The organism is Plectonema radiosum NIES-515, from assembly GCF_025753815.1.
GTDB lineage: Bacteria > Cyanobacteriota > Cyanobacteriia > Cyanobacteriales > Nostocaceae > Hassallia > Hassallia radiosum_A.
Genome location: NZ_JAOWRF010000107.1, coordinates 15,536 through 31,802, shown reverse-complemented (window position 1 = coordinate 31,802; position 16,267 = coordinate 15,536). Strand labels below are relative to the sequence as shown.

General features: G+C 44.6%; 14 protein-coding genes and 1 pseudogene. 4 read left to right on the top strand and 11 right to left on the bottom strand.

From position 1 onward, the window contains the following. Positions 1-71: 71 nt before the first annotated feature. Positions 72-4,304 carry a WD40 domain-containing protein gene (locus tag OGM63_RS07220; protein WP_263744827.1) on the top strand — a complete coding sequence of 1,411 codons (4,233 nt, stop codon included), beginning with the start codon at positions 72-74 and terminating at the stop codon, positions 4,302-4,304. Positions 4,305-4,412: 108 nt separating this feature from the next. Here the strand turns inward: OGM63_RS07220 and OGM63_RS07215 are convergent, their stop codons facing one another. Together OGM63_RS07215 and OGM63_RS07210 are read right to left on the bottom strand one after the other, a co-directional pair. Then, positions 4,413-4,793 (bottom strand): hypothetical protein, encoded by a 381-nt coding sequence (locus OGM63_RS07215; RefSeq protein WP_263744826.1) that lies wholly within the window; start codon positions 4,791-4,793, stop codon positions 4,413-4,415. Positions 4,794-4,836: 43 nt separating this feature from the next. Continuing rightward, a complete protein-coding gene (locus OGM63_RS07210) occupies positions 4,837-5,037 on the bottom strand; it encodes a hypothetical protein (protein WP_263744825.1) in 201 nt (66 codons plus the stop codon). A 76-nt stretch (positions 5,038-5,113) separates the two neighbouring features. Between OGM63_RS07210 and OGM63_RS07205 the strand changes: the two genes are divergently transcribed. Further along, on the top strand, positions 5,114-5,257 hold the full coding sequence (locus OGM63_RS07205) for a hypothetical protein (protein WP_263744824.1): 144 nt from the start codon (positions 5,114-5,116) through the stop codon (positions 5,255-5,257). Between the two features lie 106 nt (positions 5,258-5,363). Beyond that, complete coding sequence (locus OGM63_RS07200) at positions 5,364-6,194, top strand: photosystem II manganese-stabilizing polypeptide (protein WP_263744823.1); 831 nt, start codon at positions 5,364-5,366, stop codon at positions 6,192-6,194. A 442-nt stretch (positions 6,195-6,636) separates the two neighbouring features. On the opposite strand, the gene OGM63_RS07195 is transcribed toward OGM63_RS07200, so the two are convergent. Then, positions 6,637-6,807, bottom strand: a complete 171-nt coding sequence (locus tag OGM63_RS07195) for a hypothetical protein (protein WP_263744822.1) — start codon at positions 6,805-6,807, stop codon at positions 6,637-6,639. A gap of 64 nt (positions 6,808-6,871) precedes the next feature. On the opposite strand from OGM63_RS07195, the pseudogene OGM63_RS07190 reads away from it, so the two are divergent. After that, positions 6,872-7,171, top strand: a pseudogene (locus tag OGM63_RS07190) (Tn3 family transposase); the annotation flags it as partial. A gap of 103 nt (positions 7,172-7,274) precedes the next feature. On the opposite strand, the gene OGM63_RS07185 reads toward OGM63_RS07190, so the two are convergent. The 8 genes from OGM63_RS07185 to OGM63_RS07150 all read right to left on the bottom strand — a co-directional run bounded on the left by OGM63_RS07185 (position 7,275) and on the right by OGM63_RS07150 (position 15,659). Next, positions 7,275-8,147 (bottom strand): sugar phosphate isomerase/epimerase family protein, encoded by an 873-nt coding sequence (locus OGM63_RS07185; protein ID WP_263744821.1) that lies wholly within the window; start codon positions 8,145-8,147, stop codon positions 7,275-7,277. A 119-nt stretch (positions 8,148-8,266) separates the two neighbouring features. Continuing rightward, entirely contained in the window at positions 8,267-9,457 is a 1,191-nt protein-coding gene (locus tag OGM63_RS07180) for an MFS transporter (protein ID WP_263744820.1), read from the bottom strand. 163 nt (positions 9,458-9,620) lie between these two features. Next, positions 9,621-10,286 carry a hexitol phosphatase HxpB gene (gene hxpB / locus OGM63_RS07175; RefSeq protein WP_263744819.1) on the bottom strand — a complete coding sequence of 222 codons (666 nt, stop codon included), beginning with the start codon at positions 10,284-10,286 and terminating at the stop codon, positions 9,621-9,623. 12 nt (positions 10,287-10,298) lie between these two features. Further along, positions 10,299-11,276 (bottom strand): zinc-dependent alcohol dehydrogenase, encoded by a 978-nt coding sequence (locus OGM63_RS07170; protein ID WP_263744818.1) that lies wholly within the window; start codon positions 11,274-11,276, stop codon positions 10,299-10,301. Next, positions 11,273-12,790 (bottom strand): aspartate aminotransferase family protein, encoded by a 1,518-nt coding sequence (locus tag OGM63_RS07165; protein ID WP_263744817.1) that lies wholly within the window; start codon positions 12,788-12,790, stop codon positions 11,273-11,275. Before OGM63_RS07165 ends, OGM63_RS07170 begins: the two co-directional genes overlap by 4 nt. Positions 12,791-12,879: 89 nt before the next feature. After that, positions 12,880-13,419, bottom strand: a complete 540-nt coding sequence (locus tag OGM63_RS07160; protein ID WP_263744816.1) for a DUF1349 domain-containing protein — start codon at positions 13,417-13,419, stop codon at positions 12,880-12,882. A 359-nt stretch (positions 13,420-13,778) separates the two neighbouring features. Continuing rightward, positions 13,779-14,555: an SDR family oxidoreductase gene (locus tag OGM63_RS07155; RefSeq protein ID WP_263744815.1), complete on the bottom strand. Its 777-nt coding sequence runs from the start codon at positions 14,553-14,555 to the stop codon at positions 13,779-13,781. Between the two features lie 921 nt (positions 14,556-15,476). Further along, complete coding sequence (locus OGM63_RS07150; protein ID WP_263744814.1) at positions 15,477-15,659, bottom strand: hypothetical protein; 183 nt, start codon at positions 15,657-15,659, stop codon at positions 15,477-15,479. Between the last annotated feature and the right edge of the window lie 608 nt (positions 15,660-16,267).

The window sequence follows — 16,267 nt, the reverse complement described above, 5'->3', positions numbered from 1 at the left end:
CCCCCCTCTCCCCCTCCCCTCAACTTGGGCAAGCGGTAGTACTATTCCACCTAGGGCTGTGTTATCGCAGGATGGCAGACTTACACCCAACTCTGGGCAAAACCTACTGGCAAGATGCTTTATTGTGGTTTAAGCAATGTCTTGAGGTATTGGAAACAGCGCAAAGAAAAGACTTAGTTGCTAAGTTTATTTTGCCTGCGCTTGATATGCTGCAACGTCTACAAGCTTGGGAAGAATTGCAGGAATTAGCTCAAAAGTCTCTGCAACTGCATGAAACTCATGGTACTCCTGCACAAATGGCTCAAGATTACGGTTTTTTAGCAGATGTAGCGGCTTCTGAATCTAATTGGTTACTAGCTGATGAATTAGCAAATACTGCACTTTTTATTTCCGAAAATGCCCCCGACGTTTCCCGACAGCAGGAAAGTTGGTATCTTTTATTGCTGGCACGGACTCAGCGACATTTGGGTGAGTGGGAGCAAGCCATCAATAATCTGGAATGGGCGAGAGTAGTTTGTGAAGTACAATACGAGCCATCGCTATATTTGCAGATTTTAGAGCAGTTGCGATCGCTCTACTTTTTTGGACGCCACGATTACACCGAAGCTTTTAGCCTCAAGCAAGAAAAAATTCAAATAGAGCATCAGTACGGCTTTCGTGCCTTTATCGGTCCTAGTCAATTGCAGTCACAACGCTACAGAATTAATCCAGTTTTGCCGTTGGAAAAAAGACCGTTTATTCCTGAGGGACTTGCCCAGGAAATTGCCGCTTCTGGAAGGCAACAAGATATCAATCGCTTGATTGAAAGAATTACCCGTGCTGACTGCAAACTTACAGTAATTCATGGACCGTCAGGTGTTGGGAAAAGTTCACTTCTAAAAGCTGGTTTAGTACCAGTTTTGAAAGATAAAATAATTGGCGAACGCATACCTCTGCCGATTGTTTTATCTGTTTATACTGATTGGGTTACAGCTTTAGTACATAGTATTAATCAGGCATTGGCACAAACGGGAATATCAATGAATCTAGAAAGCTCTCCCAGCATTTTGCTAGAAAGAATCCGTTTATTAGCCGAGCGCAATCACATAATAATTATTATATTAGATCAGTTTGAAGAATTGTTTTTTATTAATAAAAATCCCGGAAATAGAAGAGAGTTTTACAATTTTTTTGCGGCTTGTTTAAATTTTTCATTTATCAAAGTTATTATTTCTATACGAGAAGATTATTTGCATTATTTATTAGAATTTGAACGCATGAGTCAAGAAAATAAACAAGGCAGATTATACGATTTAGGAATAATTAATAAAAATATTCTCGATAAAAATATTCGTTACTACTTAGGAAACTTCTCTAGCCAAGATGCAATCAGCATTATCCACAGTTTGACTCAACGTTCACATTATGAACTGAGTGATGAATTAATTCACCAACTAGTCGAGGATTTAGCAGGAGAACTAGACGAAGTACATCCAATAGAATTACAAATAGTCGGCGCTCAACTTCAAGCCGAAAATATTACCACACTTGAACAATACAAGCTTTGTGGCGGCTCAAAAAAACTAGTACAGCGATGGCTTGAGGAAGTAATTAAAGATTGTGGTCGAGAAAACGAACAACTGAGTTGGAAATTATTGTTTGAGTTAACTGATGAAAAAGGCACAAGACCATTAAAAACAAAAGGTGATTTTGTGACTGCTTTGGTAATAGGAGACAACGAGTTATCTCGAAAATGGGGTGAAGAGGAATTTGTTGTAGAGAGAGAAGAAGACGACGAAGAGAAAGGCAATAAAAAAGAAGAAATTATGCCATTGAGTGTCTCCACTCTGGAATTAATTTTAGAGATTTTGGTGGGTTCAGGCTTAGTATTGCGAATATGGGAAGCTGAAGGCGATCGCTACCAGCTAGTTCACGATTATTTAGTTGAACCAATTCGCCAAAAAAACGACTATGGAATGGTCGCAGAACTAGAAAAAGTTCGCTTTGAAAAAACTAGAGCCGAAGTAGCCCAAAAACTCTCTCAAGAGCAATTAAATTTAGTTTTGCATCGACGACTGCGAGAAGCACGCATAGCAGGCTTCTCGCTCTTCATCATGCTAGGCACAATTGCAACATTATGGTGGCAAGCAGACTCACAAAAAAGAGCCGCAGTTCTCCAAACTTTACGAGCCGAACGCAGCGAAAGCAACTTAAAAATTAGTGCCCTCACTGCGACTAGTGAAGCCCTATTTGCCTCAAATAAAGAGTTTGATGCCCTCTTAGAAAGTTTACGGGCTTGGCGGCGACTCAAACAGTCAGATAAAATTCAACCAGATACTCGGATGCGGGTAGTGACAGCACTCCAGCAGGCAGTTTATGGAGTAACCGAGGTAAACCGCTTGGAAGGGCATACTGATATTGTCTGGGGTATAACTTTCAGCCCCGATGGTCAGTTACTAGCATCAGGCAGTCGCGACAAAACAGTGAAACTCTGGCGTCCTGACGGCACCTTACTTCAAACCCTTAAAGGTCATAGCGATGCTGTTAGCAGCGTTAGTTTCAGCCCCGATGGTCAAACCCTGGCTTCCGCCAGTCTCGACAAAACAGTACAAATTTGGCACAGAAACCCCACCAATGGCGAATTTGACCTACAACCATACAAAACCTTAAAAGGACACGGAGATTGGGTTTATAGCGTTAATTTCAGTCCTGACGGGGAGTTGTTAGCTACTGGCAGTAAAGACGCAACCATCAAACTTTGGCGGCGCGACGGTAGTTTAGTAAAAATACTGAGGGGACATAAAGGATGGGTTAATTGGGTAACTTTCAGTCCCGATGGTCAGTTCATCGCTTCGGCAAGTGATGACAAAACAGTGAAAATCTGGCGTCGAGACGGTAGTTTAGTCACAACTTTGTCAGGACATCAAAAGGGCGTGACTGCTGTCAATTTCAGCCCCGACGGTCAACTGTTAGCATCAGCAGGTCGAGACAAAAAAGTAATGCTTTGGCGACGTGGCAAGAGTACTCAAGATGTCCTCAAGTTTCGTCCCTACAAAACCTTACGGCAGCATACAAGTACAGTTTGGAGCCTCAGCTTCAGTTCCAATGGTCAACAGCTAGCCTCAGGAAGTGATGACAATACCATCAACCTCTGGAGTGTTCGCGGTGCGTTACTCAAAACCTTGAAGGGACATAGTGATGCTGTTGCCGGTGTCGCTTTCAGCCCAGATAACAAAATTTTAGCATCAGCAAGTTACGACAAAAGCGTAAAACTATGGAGCTTAAATCCCCCCAGGCTACCGATCCTGACTGGACATAAGGATCGCGTTTTGAGCGTTGCTTGGAGTGCGGATGGCAAAATGTTAGCTTCAGGCAGCCGCGATCGCACTGTGAAACTCTGGCAACGAGAAATTACTAACAACGAATACCCCGTCTTTAAAGACGGGGTTTATCCCTATAAAGGCGTTGTCACTCGACTTTATAAAACTCTCTTGGGACATACTGATAAAGTTGCTAGTGTCACTTTTGACCCCAAAGGTCAAATGCTAGCATCAGCAAGTTATGACAAAACTGTGAAACTTTGGCGCCGCGACGGCTCTTTACTTCATACTCTCAAAGGACATAGTAATAGCGTGATGAGCGTCAGTTTCAGTCCCGATGGTCGGTTATTGGCATCGGCTTCTAAAGATAAGACAATTAAACTTTGGAATCGTGACGGGAGTTTGCTAAAAACCTTGAAGGGACATCAGGGTTGGGTAAATAGCGTTAATTTTAGTCCCGATGGTCAGGTTATAGCCTCTGCCAGTGATGACCAAACGGTCAAACTTTGGCGTCGCGATGGTACTTTATTAAAAAGTTTTTTACCCCATGAAAGTTGGGTTTTAGGCGTGAGTTTTAGCCCTACCGATCGCCTCTTAGCTTCTGCTAGTTGGGACAACACAGTCAAACTCTGGAGCCGGGATGGCACCTTGTTGAAAACTTTGTTAAAGGGGTACAGCGATAGTGTTAACGCTGTCACTTTTAGTCCCAACGGTGAACTTCTAGCCTCTGCTAGTTGGGACAGCACTGTCAAACTCTGGAGTCATGAAGGCAAATTGATCAAAACCCTCAATGGACATACAGGTCCTGTATTAAGTGTCAGCTTTAGCCCCGATGGTCAAACACTAGCATCGGCTAGTGGTGACAACACGATAATTTTGTGGAATTTAGATTTAGACGACCTGCTGCTTCGTGGTTGTAGCTGGATGAGTGATTACCTCAAGCACAACCACAATGTTGAAGAGCGCGATCGCCATATGTGTGATGATATTACCCCAAAACCCTAGACCCAGAGATCCTAATCGATAATTGGCAATGGGGCAATTTTGTTGAGGGGGAAAGGGACTCATGGAAAAGGCAAAGAATTATTACCAATGCCCATGCCCCATTACCCATTACCAATCAAGATTGCGATCGCTTGTCTCAACTTCGTCGTTTTCTTTTTCTGCTTCTTGCTGCATATTTGCTCTTAAGGCTTGTATCCTCATCCGCTCAATATAGGGCCAGCCCCCCTCAGACTCAATGTCTTTGAGTAGTGCGTACAGTGCCTGACGGTTATCAGGCAAACTTTCTTGAAATACCCCATCTCGGATCTCTCGGTGTAACTGTTCTAACTGCCGTAGCAACGCCAAAAGCGCGATAGTATCCCCTTGACAAATCACAGATGCTTCATGTATCGCAGTTGCGATCGCTTGCAATTTCAAACACAACTTCTCTTCTTCAACATTAATGCTGTTGTTCATGCCACCGTATATCTGTTTAGGAGGTCTACTCAAATTTACCGGAGATTTTTTGCTTTGATTTGTTTGCTAGTAAACCTCAGTGTGAAAAAATACTTATAGCTTTGGGGCTGTTGACCAAAGAGGTACTTTGAGGAGGAGCAAGGAAGACATCTTGCAGGGGGGGATTTGGGACACTTGTGTGCCAAAAAGCAACACATGCGATCGCAACCGATGTTGTGGTTTGCCAGTTAGGCAACAAGATTATTTGGGCGATCGCTATTTTTTTACCTGAAATCAAACAGATGCGATTTTTCCTTCAAAAAAATCGTATGATCTGGCTTAGTTTAATTCCATAAGACAATTGGCTGTATGTAGTGCCGACATCTACTGAACAACCAACGAATGATTGTCTACCCTATGGATGCGATCGCCATAACCAAAAAACTGTTACTGATGGCAACCTGAAGCCCGATAATGACAAAAGGGTAAAAACGCATGATTGTAGCTGTGTGCGGTAAAAATCCCACGCACTGCTCCGGATGGGACAAGAAGAATAGCCATATTTTTCCTTGACCCTACCCAGTTTTACAACTGAGATATTAATTTTTGACATTGAGGTTGACCATGAGGTATCGCGCTTTAATTGTTGCATTCTTAGCTTTATGCCTGGGGCTAATAACAGCTTGTAGTGATGCTCCCTCGACTAGTAGCAGGGATTTACTCACTTACGAACAAATTCGAGGCACTGGCTTGGCTAACAAATGCCCCCAACTCACAGAAACAAGCCGTGGTTCCATTCCCATTGATTCTAGCCAGTCTTATCTGCTCAAAGAACTGTGCTTGGAACCGACTAATTTCTTTATCAAAGAAGAACCTGCTAACAAACGGCAAGAAGCTGAATTTATTGCGGGCAAATTGTTGACCAGATACACTTCCACCATTGACCAGGTGCAAGGCGAGATAAAAGTCAACCCAGATAATAGCTTGACTTTTGTGGAAAAAGATGGTTTGGACTTCCAAGCCACCACTGTACAACTACCTGGCGGTGAACGAGTACCTTTCCTCTTCACCATCAAAAACTTGGTTGCGAAATCACAACCTGGTTTGACCAGTATTAATACTTCCACGGATTTTGAAGGCGAATTCAAAGTTCCTTCTTATCGCGGTGCAGCCTTTTTAGACCCCAAAGGTCGCGGTGTCGTCAGTGGCTATGATAATGCAGTGGCTCTCCCGGCACAAGCAGATAAGAAAGACCTTACCCGAACTAACGTTAAGCGTGCGGAAGTTCTTAAAGGGAAAATTTCTCTCTCGATTGCCAAAGTAGATAGCGCTACTGGTGAAATTGCTGGTACATTCGAGAGCGAACAGCCCTCCGATACTGATTTAGGCGCCGGCGAACCTAAAGAAGTTAAAATTCGCGGTCTGTTTTACGGTCGGGTTGAACCGAGTGCTTAAATCAAGATTTCGTATCCAAAATAAATGGTTCTCAAATAAGAGGATGTCACGAAAATAAAGTGCGCTCCGCATATGTTGCGGTACTTTGCATCGCACCTTCTTCCCCTTTCATATTTCATCTGAAAAAGGTTAGGGGGGTGAGGCTTTTCCTCTGAGGAATGGCGCTAGTTTTGACTTATCTAGCATCATCACAATCAATTGAAATCCATTCATGGGCTATATAGCCCTTTTTTTATTGGTTAAGCTTCCCCCAGCACTCATCGACGGGGATTTCTTTATAGTCCACAAAAGAACTTTCTTAGTGGGACTTAATGCACCTCTACTGATTCCGGCTAAATCAAATTTAGCCATTATCGCTACTTTGCGAATAATATTAGACGCACCATTACAATCTGCGTTTATTATTACCCCTGTCGAAGTTTTAAAAGAACCACGTTTTACTCTAGGGCTTGCTACTCATCCACCCTTCTCCTTCAAAGACGCTAGCGCGAACGGGTTTTGCACCAAATTTAGGTAGAACATCATTATCTAAATCAGCAACAGCAGTTAAAATCTGTTGGGCAGTGTCTGAATATAATGCTTGATAATGCTTGTTTTGTTGAACAGTTCCCACCTGCGTGGGCGCTCTTAGGCGCATCTTCGTACAGAAATGGTATAAGTATTTGAGCGAACCTGATATAATGCCTCGCATCCGTAACTGGAAAAATTTAAATTTCTACCGTCCCGACAGCGAGACTGTTTATAAAAATATTGATTCTTTGTTCTCTGAAACTATTGATTGGAATAAAATTGAAACCCACTGACAAGATATTTGGCAGGTGGTTCTGTCAGTTAAAACTGGTAAAATATCTAGCGCTACTTTGTTGTGTAAACTAAGTAATTACAGCCGTAAGAATAGATTAGATCAAGCTTTCCAGGAATTAGGGCAAGTAGTAAGAACGGTTTTCCTCTACAAAAGCATTAGTTGCGAAAGTCTCCCCCAAGTAACAAAAATGTGAAAATTGTCCCTGCTATCGGTTCCAGTGCGATCGCGCTGACGAAATAAGAAAAATTCTCGTTAAAATACCACAGCAATTCTTTTCAAGTAACTTCTTGGAACACTTGCTTAAGATAGGTCACGCTATCTTGAGTACCGCGTTGCACATCTTCACTTTCTTCATACTCAATCACCCAATACCCCTCATAATTAGCTTTGAGTAGCTCCTTGACTATTGGCTGACAAACCATTTCTCCTTCACCCAAGGCACAATATTCAGCCTTGCCATTTTCCCATCGTACATCTTTCCAGTGAGTATATTTTACCCAAGGTAGGATCTTGCGTAAAGCCATGAGGGGATCTCCACCTGCCATCAAAAAATTGGCTGGATCGTAATTCACCCCGACTGCCGGACTTTTGATCCCTTCCATCAGATGAAGCATCCTTTGACCGGTGGCTGTGACTCCACCGTGGTTTTCGATCGCCAGTTCAATGCCTCTATCCTCGGCATAATCCCCAACACAATTGAACGCATAGTGCAGCTGGGTAAACATTTCTGGCGGAACATATTCAACTTTATCTCCCCCTGAAAAAATTCGGATCAATTTTGTCCCCAGTCTTTCTGCCATATCGACAAAGCGACGTACTTTTTCAATTTCTGCTTCCAAGTCGGATTCATTAATAAGTGTAAAGTCATTATCTGCTGCTAAACAGACAATTTTTACATCCGCCTCTTCTGCCCAGTGTGCCACCTTTTCTACTGCCTCTTCGCTAAAGGTATTGAGCAAATGTTTGGGGGTTTGGGAATGGGCATTCACTTCAACTAATTTGAGACCTAGATGAGTGACACAACGGAAATATTCTGGCACTTCTAACTCTCGCCATCCCCATGCAGCAGAACCTATTTGAGGGTGTTTCACAGTTGCTTGTTGCATATTATTCTGAAAATGAATTTTAGTGTCAACAGTGGTTTTCATTTCGACTTTTTTGCGGATATCACTTCTTCTATTGAAGATTTCTGACAGCGCTTTGCCAAATCCCTGACTTAGAGCTTTACAAGAGCGACATTGTACGCTTATTCAATCGTCTTGATTGACTAACTATTTTCTGCTGGGGCAACGCGGACAGTTTTGGCTAGTACTGCGATCGTTGCACTTAGGATAACAATAATACCTAAAGCACCTCGGAGGGTAACCAAATCGGCGGCGAACCCGATCAGGGGTGGTCCGCACAGGAACCCAAAGTAGCCAGCGGTCGTCACCGCAGAGAGGGCAATACCAGGGGCTATTCCTGGGAGGAGTCCTGCTGCACTAAGCACAATCGGAACAATAGAGGCTAAACCAATACCAACACACGCGAAGCCGATGATCGCCGTAACAGGCTGGGTAATGACCAAAGACAATCCCAACCCGGTACCAGCCACAATACCGCCGAGGCGGATCATCCATACTGAACCCAGACGTTGGGTGAGCCAGTCTCCTAGGAAGCGACCCACAGCCATAGTTACCGAGAACACTGCGTATCCAGCAGCAGCCAGTCCAGGTCCAGTATGAAGTGTCCCCTGGAGGTAGATCGCACTCCAGTCTGCCATCGCGCCTTCTCCCAGCAGACCGCAAAACGCCACTACCCCCAATCCGATGAGCGCTCCCGTGGGTAGAGCAAACATTGGTTCTTCATCACTATCGGTTTCAATACCTGCTGACAACAACCAATTTGATGCCAAAATCACAACTATTCCCAGCAATATCCCAGCACCAAGCAAGTGTGGAACGGGATAGACCCCTAGAGAAGCCAACACACCGCTGCCAGCTGCACAAATCATGCCGCCAACACTGAACATACCGTGAAATGACGACATTATCTGTCTGCCGTAACGCTGCTCGACATCAATGCCTTGAGCGTTTATACTCACATCGGTTGCTCCGTTAAAAGCGCCGAACAGCACCAATGACATTTGCAGTAGTGGCACATTAGGAGCTAACGCCAGCAGGGGCAGCACCATGCAGTAGCCCAGCACTGCTATTGTGGTGACCACGCGACTGTCAAAGCGAGCGAGTAACCACCCCGTTGCCGGCATACTGACTACCGCGCCAATCGCCATACCTAGTAACACGCCTCCGAGCTCACCATTACTCAACTCAAGTTTCTCTTGTACCGTTGGGATGCGTGCAACCCAGTTGGCAAACACTGCACCCTGAACGAAAAACAGTGCTGCTACAGCAAGGCGAGCGGCACTTGGCACTTCCTTCTGTATCTGTTCATCCAGCAGATTTTGAGTTATAGACATGTCCTACCTCCATTCATTAGACATCTCCGAAAATTAAATATGCGTCAACCAAAACCCTTGTAGAGACGTAAAGAGTGGAACGTCTCTACGTCTTTTCTGGAGATGTTTATTCGTAACAGATTAAGATAGCGCGAACAAAGTCAATAAGCAATTATGCTGAATGTCATAAGTTTATAAAACGCTCTAGCCACGCTCGATCAATCGCTTCTAGTGAATCAAGCAGAATATCTGCGGCTGAAAATTGAGGATTCTCTCGTTCCTCTGCTGCTGGAACAACGATACATCGCATACCAGCACTCTTGGCACTCATCATACCACGAATAGAATCTTCAACCGCAACACATTTGCTTGGATGCACGCCAAGACGGCGTGCAGTCGTCAAATAAACTGCTGGATGGGGTTTGCCAAATTCCTCGGTTTCCGCAGAACTTAAAACATCGAATGCGTCTTGCAAACCTAGCCTTTTCAGTACCAAGTAGACTAAATGTATTGGCGATGAAGTTGCTAACGCCAAGGGCAAGTGCATCCTCCGACACAGTTGCACGGCTTCAACTGCACCTGGCATTGGCTTCCCCTCTGTCGCCACAAGTTCGCCAACCCGACTGAGGATGCGTTCGGCAACTGCGGACTGGTTAGCACCTGTCCAAGGGAAGTGTGCGTACCAATAGCTGACGACCTCCGAGGTACGCAAGCCCATTGTTTGAGAACACATGCTCTCTTTGAGCGGCACTCCTAAGTTGTTGAATACCTCTACTTCCGCTCTGCACCATAGAGGCTCGCTGTCTATTAATACACCGTCCATATCGAAGATCGTAGCTATGTCCAGCATGATTAACCTTCCTCAAGCGCTCATGTCCACAACGGTGCGCGTACCAGGTTGGGGACACCAGACGGTTAGTTCGGTTGGAAGCTTCTCTAGAGGTATCATCCGACCCAGGAGTTGCTCAAAGAATTCTTCGTCGCGCTTAATGTGAGCGATCGCTGCTCCCATAGTCTCGTCTGTGGCACCTGCAAAGGATGTGATCACAGTAATTTCCCGCATAAATAGCTCGTGTGGGGATACTGGTAAGGAAATCCCTTGCTTGGGAACACCATAGATGCATACTATACCAGCCTTGCGTACCAGACGCAGCGCAGTGGCAAGACCATCTGGCGAACCCGAACACTCGACGATTAAGTGCGCCTGATCAGGTTCTGGCACCTCGACCCGTTGAATGCCCAATCTATCTACCCAAGGAAGCGGCGCTTTAGTGATGTCGTACAGGTAGATTTCTCCATCGAAGTTGGGGGAATGATTTAGCAAATACGAAATCAGAACACCCGAAAGTCCTCCACCGATAATCAGGGTTTTTGGTCGGGATACCGACAACAAATTGGTAGCAGCCAGAATGCGACCAGCTCCCCGAACCGCACAACTCATCGGCTCGATCAGCGCCCCCAAGGCTGGATTGTCCAACTCAAAGGGATGCAAGGACTTCCTCGGTACGCGCATTTTCTGGGCATATCCACCGTCGTGGTTGACACCGAGTTCCTGCAAATTGAGGCAGTGACTGGTGAGTTGCTCTCGGCAATAGGTGCATTGACCGCAGGAAATCTCGTTATTTAGGGCAAAATAGCCTTTTTCCTGAGGTAGCCGACAGACTACCTCGTGACCCAAGATGCGCTCTTCATCCAAGCCCGCCATTGTCAGTTGTTGGTCTGTCTTGCAGACTCCGACAAATTCCACATCTGCAATCACTTCTCCGGATTGGACATTTCCTGGGACGCTTACTTCACGGATCTCTACCTGATTGGCTCCGTATAGAACTGCGGCTTTCAATTGACACCTCCTTCAGGTACGGATTGGCAAGAAAGCATCAGACCTAGCTTTTGCAGCACCTGATCGAGAACCCCAATGATACGGTCAATTTCCTCGTAGCTGATGTCAAGATGGGGGGCGAACTTCAGGACGTTGAGGTCGTATCCCCCGGTTTGGATAATCATTCGCCAGGTCTTTCCAAGCCATGTAAAGTCGTTGTCTTGCGCGATCGCCGCTGCAAGTTGTGCAGAATTGCGATACGGTACACCCCTTTCATCCGCAAAAACCATATTCAGGAGCAGTCCCAACCCATCGACGCTGTAGACAAAGGGATGAAGCACTTGCAGTTGGCGCAACTTAGCTTGAAAGTACTCGCCCTTGGCTGGTACTGAAGTTTCATAGTCCTGTGCCATCATATAGCGCCACGTTGCCAATGCGGCTGCCGTACCCAGTGGGTGATTCGCAAAGTTACTGTGGGCATGTCCTGGCGTGAAGACTTCTGGATCCACTAAGTCTGCTCTTGCCCATACTAAGCTCACCGGACTCAGTCCATTCGTGAACGATTTGCTCAAGGTGATAATGTCTGGGACGAACCCAAAGTGTTCAAAAGCGAACAACTTTCCGGTACGGTACATACCCACTTGAATTTCGTCAGCTACAATCAGAATCCCACGCTCGCGCAAATCCGTGATGAATTTCTGATAAAAATCCTTCGGAGGGATCGTGTAGCCCCGCCCTTGGCAAGGCTCTATAACCATCGCACCTATCTCCGAACTAGTCGCGCTGGCAATGCCATAATATTCGTTTTCAAAAGCCTTACTGATCATGCGAGCGCAGTATAAATCACAGGTTTCTCTTTTCTTTTCATAGAAACACTGAGAGCAGTTAGCAAACGGAAACATGATCGCCCGCTCTGGAAACTCGTTAAAATACTGCCGATAGCGGTGACTGGAAGAAAGGTTCAGCGTCGCCAGCGAGCGCCCGTGGTAACCGCCCATCATCACAGCTACCTTGTTCTTTCCCGTATTCTTGCGAACGATCTTCAGCGCGTCCTCTACCACGAGGGAGCCGCCTACATTGAAGGATACCCGACCCTTTACCCCAGTCCTTTCATATATGGCATCGACCACCTGTTTGGCTATCAACAACTTCTCGCGATGTAGGAAGTCACCACACGCTTGGGGGAGCGTATTGAATTGTCCTAAAACCTCCGATTCGATCTCTGGATTTCGATACCCGAAGTTACAGCTTGAATGCCACATTCCTGTATCGATGTAGGTGTTGTCTTCGTTGTCAAAAACTAACCCTCCCTCACAACCAGTGACGATGATGGGGTTCTCTTGATAGTGGACAGTATCTCCCCACGAGAGACATTCGCGATCAATTTTACGCAGATCCTCATCGCTGACTGTAGGTAGTGTCTTTATTTTTTCGCCATTCTTAACCGCTTTTGACTCAACTCCTAGCAGCAAGGGCGTTTCAGTACTTTCTTCACTTATAACTTCTGAGTCTATCTGAACAAATTGCTGATCCAAGATACTTTCTCCTGATTATGGCTTCACTAGATTCCTATTTCTACTAACCAGCCAACAATTCTTATACGAGCTACAACTGTTCAATTACCCTACCCATGACATTCGACTTTGAATCCTTCAAAGGTCGTAGGGAAGCCGTTCCCAGTTGGTGAGGCACACATAACCCCCACACTCACAGTCTCAACCGATGTCAGATGCGCCATTCTGAGCATGGTGTACTTCTCCCCCTCTAAAGAGTAGAGTACTTCCAAGGCTGATCCCTGTCGAATCACACGCATCCAAATCGAAGAGAGGTTTTGTGGTATTGAGACAACCGACACGTCTGAGTAATCGTGGGTAACTACAACAATAACTTGTAGCACGCCATCAATTAGTTCAATCCCACACTTCAGCCAATTGACTTCATCCAAACGCACCATCAATCCTGCCTGGTCGTATTGATCCTTATACTGACCACTAATTTTCACCTCTGCAAGAAAATTTCCCTTGACTTGTTTGTAATAGAAGTGTGCATTATCGCTGATGAAGTCGTAGTGGGTCTTGCGCCAGAAATCTGTCTTTTGACTTGAGGTAATTTTAATGGTGCTATTTTGGGTGTCCCAGATAAGAGGCTCATTGTGCCAGTTCATCACAGTTGTCTCCAGAGGGAGAATTTCTTGTTTATTACTTTTCATCTTGTTTTTCCGCGAGATACCCCAGGGGAGCGCGAAGCAACCTGGGGAGGGTGTGCTGTGTTTAATTTAATGGCATTGAGCCATTAAATTAAACATTTTCCGAGTTGACAATACGATTAGTCCCGTGTTTCGCTGTATCAATCGGAAATGTGGATTGACCGTTTTAAGCGCTTGTACACCACTGGACAATCGCATTGACAAAAAGCAGCTAATGTTGTATGTTTTACACTCAATCAAGATTCAATCTTCTATACTTATCCCCATGTCTGAAGCCAGGGGCTTGCGTCTCGCTTTTTGGTCAGTAGGGTGATTTTCTACTGTATGGTATAGCCGCCATCAACTGTCAAAGAATGTCCAGTCACAAACGAAGCCCCATCTGAACAGAGCCACACCACTGCTTCAGCAACTTCTTCCGGCTCACCAATCCGCCCCAATGGATGCTTTGCCATCATTTGCCCTTTGGCTTCTTGGCTACTGCCGAGAAAGGGGTTACTGCTGAGAAAACGGTTTAGCATTGCGGTTTCGATAGAGCCAGGAGACACTGCATTAATTCGGATGCCGGATTTAGCAACCTCCAAAGCTGCTGATTTCGTCATTCCTAAAACGCCATGCTTGCTGGCAGCATAAATAGAGGAAGCAGGCATACCAACCAGTCCAGATATTGAGGAAGTATTGACAATACTGCCACCACCAAGCTTAAGCATTTCTAGAATTTCATATTTCATCGACAACCACAACCCTTTAAGATTGATATTAATGATGGAATCAAACTCCTCCTCAGTCTGCTCAATGAGCGTTTTTATTGGTCCCTCAATCCCCGCATTGTTGAAGGCGATATCTAGACGACCATAAGTTTCCACGGTTTTGTTAACCAGTGCCTCAACCTCTACCGCTTTTGAAACGTCAGTTTTAACGAACAAAGCTTCGCCATCCATATCTTTAATCAACTGTGCGGTTTCCTCGCCCTCTTGGCTCCGCCGACTTGCGACGACAACTTTAGCTCCTTCTTTGGCAAAAGCCAGTGCCGTAGCCCGACCAATCCCTGAACTACCACCAGTTATCAAAGCTACTTTACCTGCCAGTCTTTGCATCTTTAAATATCCTTCTTTGTTTGCCATTTTTTATAGGTTGAAGCCCAAAATTTTATGTTAATTTTAATATTTACCTCATCATCAATGCTACTGAAACCTTTCACTCCCCCCAACAGTAATTCTGTCTGTCGCCGCATACATTCGGCGGTCACAACTACACCTTGTTCCCATTGAATTTCGATCTCATATCATGTCCGTTTAATTAACAGTAATAAAAACCTACCTACCGTCGTCAAGACGTTCGATCCGGAACGTCTTGACAGCATGTTTCATTTGCCGGACATGATATAATGCCACCGATTATCCGCAAAATGGTGTAGGAGCAGATCCGTTGTATCACGAATGCTAATCGTGCCATCAAAATCGCAAATGACGTTCCATTTCATCATTTCAATGCGCTTTATTGTTGTTGTAATGCTTGTTGGCAGCTTGATCTGATCTAGCTGATGAAAAACTGAAGATTAGGGATCAGGGAAACGCCGTTTTTTACATCCTTAATAGTGGTAAATTTATAAAACTTGCCACTGTAAAAGATACTACTCAGTAAATTGGATGACGGGATTTTCCTTCTACTAAACGCTGAAAAGCTTGTCTTATAAAAACTTTGTCTCAAGAATTATCTGTACCTATCACCATAACTCCAAGGTAATTTTCTCCAATTGCTTTTTAAATTTTTAAGTACTTTTATATTTAACCATCAATGTTGGAAATATTGAACATTTTTTTTAAATAATTTTGTTTGTCTAGAAGTACCACATCCCCCTAAAATGCGGCGATCAAGTCATCTTTACGTCATTCTCACACGCAGAGTAAAATGAAACATCAAGTTGCGGCAGCTATACCCAAATGCTTCGATAATTGGTGTCGTCGCTTTGATGACCTGTTCTCGCGCCAAGTACAAAGTTTAATATCTATCTAGGGTCACTGCTGGAGCAAAGCGATACCTTCGGCAACCCCTTCGTCGGTGTACGTGAAAATTCTGTCTTGAAAGTTGAGTCTCGCAGGAGGAGTGTGGAATGTAGAAAAAACCAGACTTTCATTCTTCGTTGCGAGCGATCGCTCAAAAGGCGATCGGCAGATCCAATTGCTTTCAAGTACGCTCATGCTGCACTGTATCAGTTCAAAAACTAGCAATATATATTAGACAACCTATTTGAAAAAGAATTATTGTGACGTTAAATTTAACGTCTCTACAAGGGTTTTGGGCAACGCATAGTTCATTTCTGGAGATGTCTATTATTATGACGGCACCAAATACAGCTAATATATCAGACAAAAATAATATATGAAACACAGATAGGACTCAATTATATTATGTCCAAGGCATTGTGTTGATGATTATCACAGCTTTCATCTGGGCTTCAACATTTGTTGCGATCAAAGAAATAGTTAGTAGCGTTTCTTTTAACGATACAAGTAGCAATTCGCTTCACGCTGGGTACAATAGTTTTTGCCGTATTCCCTCGCGATCTAAATATCCGCTTGGTACGTGACGGGATCATCATCGGACTTTTCATGTTTTGTTCTGTGACAACACAGACGATTGGACTTCAGACGCTTCAGGCTAATCAAGCAACATTTATCTACGGTCTGACAAAGAAGGAAGAAGTTAGGACCGAAGTTGGAAGAAGTACAAAGTATAAATAATAACTTATTTTGTGAGTGTATAGCTTCAGTAAAAACAAATAATTCTACTCAAGCTGGCTTGCACT

What these genes read in the sequence shown, in the direction of transcription:
- OGM63_RS07220 (WP_263744827.1), top strand. Translation starts at nt 72, where the DNA reads ATGGCAGACTTACACCCAACTCTGGGCAAAACCTACTGGCAAGATGCT.
- OGM63_RS07200 (WP_263744823.1), top strand. Translation starts at nt 5,364, where the DNA reads ATGAGGTATCGCGCTTTAATTGTTGCATTCTTAGCTTTATGCCTGGGG.
- OGM63_RS07185 (WP_263744821.1), bottom strand. Translation starts at nt 8,147, where the DNA reads ATGAAAACCACTGTTGACACTAAAATTCATTTTCAGAATAATATGCAA.
- OGM63_RS07180 (WP_263744820.1), bottom strand. Translation starts at nt 9,457, where the DNA reads ATGTCTATAACTCAAAATCTGCTGGATGAACAGATACAGAAGGAAGTG.
- hxpB (WP_263744819.1), bottom strand. Translation starts at nt 10,286, where the DNA reads ATGCTGGACATAGCTACGATCTTCGATATGGACGGTGTATTAATAGAC.
- OGM63_RS07160 (WP_263744816.1), bottom strand. Translation starts at nt 13,419, where the DNA reads ATGAACTGGCACAATGAGCCTCTTATCTGGGACACCCAAAATAGCACC.
- OGM63_RS07155 (WP_263744815.1), bottom strand. Translation starts at nt 14,555, where the DNA reads ATGCAAAGACTGGCAGGTAAAGTAGCTTTGATAACTGGTGGTAGTTCA.
- OGM63_RS07150 (WP_263744814.1), bottom strand. Translation starts at nt 15,659, where the DNA reads ATGAGCGTACTTGAAAGCAATTGGATCTGCCGATCGCCTTTTGAGCGA.